The following is a 3172-nucleotide window of genomic DNA, read 5'->3' on the forward strand; positions in this document are numbered from 1 at the left end:
CCCTTCGATGGTCTGAGCCCGCCTCCCTCCCCTTCCCCTTCCTGGAGATCCACCATGAGACACCGCTTGCTCGTCGTCCTTCTCGCCGCGGGTGCCCTCGGAGGCTATGCCTCCGGCTTCGCGAGCCTTTCCCGTCACCACCGCGCGCCCTGCCATTCCGGCAGCTGGGGGGGCACCGCCTACCGCCACGGGACGCCGCCGTATTGGGACTGGCGCGCGCAGCAGGCTCCAGCAGCTTCGGCAGGCCCCTCTGAAGCACCGGGAGCGCGTTAGGATTCACGCCAACCATGCCCACCCGCGTCCTGCTCATCGACGACGACACCCGGATGTTCGAGCTGCTCGCGGAGTACCTCGGGCAGAACGGCATCAGCGTCAGCCACGCGCCCGACGGAGGGCGTGGGCTGGCGGCGCTGGAGGCGAACACCTTCGACGCCGTGCTCCTGGACGTGATGATGCCGGGCATGGACGGGCTGGAGGTGTGCAAGCGCATCCGGGCGAAGAGCCGCATCCCCGTGTTGATGCTCACCGCCAAGGGCGATGAGACGGACCGGGTGGTGGGGCTGGAGCTGGGCGCGGACGACTACCTGCCCAAGCCCTTCGGGCCCCGGGAGCTGCTCGCCCGCCTGCGCGCGGTGTTGCGCAGGGCGCAGCCGTCGTCGGTGGCGGACAGGCTGGAGTCGAGTGGGGTGTCCATCGACGTGTCCGGGCGGGAGGTGCGGGTGGAGGGGCGCGCGGTGGACCTGACGGGCCTGGAGTTCGACCTGCTGCTCGCGCTGGTGCGGCGGGCCGGCCGGGTGATTCCCCGCGACGCGCTCCTGGGCGAGGCGGGGCGCAGTGACACGGTGGTGAGCGAGCGCACGGTGGACGTGCACATCTCCCACCTGCGCCAGAAGCTGGGGGACGTGGGCACGCGCCTCATCAAGACGGTGCGCGGCGTGGGCTATGTGTTCGCCAAGGAAGGCGCGTGATGGGCTGGCGCCACCGGCATCATCCCGAGGACCCCTGCATCCCGCCCCACGTCCGCGGCTTCGGCAGGCACCGGCACCACCGTCCGCCCTGGCACCTGGGACGGCTGGGGTCGTTCGTGCAGGCGCGGCTGCGCCGGCGGCTGTTCGTCCTGTTCGGGCTCACCATCCTGGTGACGGTGCTGGTGGTGTCCGGGGTGATGAACCTGGTGGGCGGCTCCGCCTGGCAGCAGGAGACGGAGCGCGTGCGCTCGTTCGTGGGCCACCGGTTCGCGGATGCGTGGGACGCGCCCGCCGAGCGAGCGGCGCTGGTGCAGGGCATCTCCGACGACCTGGGCGTGGACGTGGAGCTGACGGACCTGTCCGGCGCGGTGGTCGCGAGCGGAGGGGCTCCGTGCGAGAAGCCGGACGCGTCCATCCCGGTGATGCGCGACGGGGTGAAGTTGGGGACGGCCCAGGCCTGCTACCTGCGCATGCGCGGTCGCAACCCGCTGCGGAGCATGTTGCCCCTGGGCATCGCGGTCCTGGTGCTGTGGACGGCGGCGGGCGGCATCTCCTACCGGCTGGCGCGGCCGGTGGACACGCTGGTGAAGGCCACGCAGGAGCTGGGTGCGGGAAGGCTGGGGACGCGGGCCAGCCTCCACCGCCACGCCACGGGCGAGTTCGCGGTGTTGGCCGAGTCCTTCAACGACATGGCGGCGCGCATCGAGAAGCAGATGGCGGATCAACGCGAGCTGCTGGCCGCCGTGTCGCACGAGCTGCGCACGCCGCTGGCGCGCCTGCGGGTGCTGACGGAGCTGCTGCGCGACGGGGGCGGCAACCCGCGCACGTTGGACCAGGTGGACCGCGAGGTGGTGGAGCTGGACGCGCTGGTGGGCGAGCTGCTCGCGAGCTCGCGCCTGGACTTCGGCCAGTTGACGCCCAAGGCGCTGGAGGCCGGGGTGCTGGCGGCCCAGGCGCTGGAGCGCGCGGGGCTGTCCGCCACGCTGTTGCAGCCGGAGACGGACGACGTGACGGTGCTGGCGGACGCGACGCTGCTGGGACGGGCGCTGGTGAACCTGCTCGACAACGCGCGCCGGCATGGGGCGGGGGTGGAAGCGCTCCGGCTGCAGGACCACGGCACCGAGCACCTGTGCTTCTGGGTGGAGGACCGGGGCCCGGGGCTCCTGCCCGGCGAGGAGACCCGCATCTTCCAGCCGTTCTACCGCAAGGACCGGGGCGGCGAGGCGCGCGAGGCCGGCTCCCTGGGACTGGGGCTGGCGCTGGTGCAGCGGATTGCCCGGGCCCACGGGGGCGAGGCGTTCGCGGAGAACCGGCCCGGTGGGGGCGCGCGCGTGGGCTTCACGATCCGCAAGTCGGGGCCCCCTGCTCCGGTGGCGGAGCGCGCACAGGCCTAGCGAAGGCCTGGGACGTCCGCGCCTCCGGCTTCACGGGCGCGTCCGTCGCGGCGAGGAAGGGGCCATGCGAGCAGTCCCCTTCCCTGCTTCCATCCGCGCTACGGCTTCGCGGGCGCGTCCGTCGCGGCGAATGTGAACGATGCGTCCACAGGGGCGCCGTCCTTCACGGTGACCTCCGCCGTCTTCGTGCCCAGCGTCTCGTGCCACGCTTCCACCGTGTACGTGCCCGCCGGCAGGCCCGTCAGGGTGAACGTGCCGTCATCCCCGGTGGTGGCGAAGTACGGGTTCGCGTTGCTCACCACGTAGGCCGTCATCCACGGGTGCACGTCGCACTTGAGGCGCAGCACGTCCGCGTCCGCGGGCAGCGGCTTCTGCACCGGCGCGCCCGAGGGCGGCTGCGCCACGTTGAACACCGGCTTCGTGCCCACCACGCCGCGCACGTTGTGCAGCGTGCCGTCGCTGTTCTTGAACACCACCTGCTGGCCCGCGATCGCGCCCTGCACGCGCGGCACGTACGTGCACTTGGACTGGTCCACCACCACCGGCGTCGACGGCGCGGCGGGCGCTCCCGCCACCGTGCCGCGCACGCGCACCAGCACGTTCTTGAGCTTGCCGTCCTTCACCAGCACGGACTGCTCCTTCTCCGGCCGTCCGTCACACGCGGGGTCCACGCTGGGCGCCAGGTCCGCCATCACCGGCGCCGTGCCGGTGAAGGACACCGTGCCCTTCACCACCCCGTTGCCCGCGGGGGCCGGAGCCACCGCCGTGCCCTCGCCCGCACCCGCGTTCGCCGCGGGGGGCAGCTGCTGC

The 3172-nt window shown here is 72.8% G+C and carries 3 protein-coding genes; 2 read left to right on the forward strand and 1 reads right to left on the reverse strand.

All coding sequences use genetic code 11. The features are described from left to right. The first annotated feature begins 287 nt into the window (after window positions 1-287). Together D7Y13_RS40250 and D7Y13_RS40255 are read left to right on the forward strand one after the other, a co-directional pair. Window positions 288-968 carry a response regulator transcription factor gene (locus D7Y13_RS40250; RefSeq protein WP_120531656.1) on the forward strand — a complete coding sequence of 227 codons (681 nt, stop codon included), beginning with the start codon at window positions 288-290 and terminating at the stop codon, window positions 966-968. Then, window positions 968-2362, forward strand: coding sequence for a HAMP domain-containing sensor histidine kinase (locus D7Y13_RS40255; RefSeq protein WP_120531657.1), 1395 nt, complete (start codon window positions 968-970; stop codon window positions 2360-2362). Before D7Y13_RS40250 ends, D7Y13_RS40255 begins: the two co-directional genes overlap by 1 nt. A 98-nt stretch (window positions 2363-2460) precedes the next feature. On the opposite strand, the gene D7Y13_RS40260 is transcribed toward D7Y13_RS40255, so the two are convergent. Further along, a partial coding sequence (locus tag D7Y13_RS40260) for a carboxypeptidase regulatory-like domain-containing protein (protein WP_120631011.1) occupies window positions 2461-3172 on the reverse strand: 712 nt, incomplete at its 5' end.

This window comes from Corallococcus praedator, from assembly GCF_003612125.1.
Taxonomy (GTDB): domain Bacteria; phylum Myxococcota; class Myxococcia; order Myxococcales; family Myxococcaceae; genus Corallococcus; species Corallococcus praedator.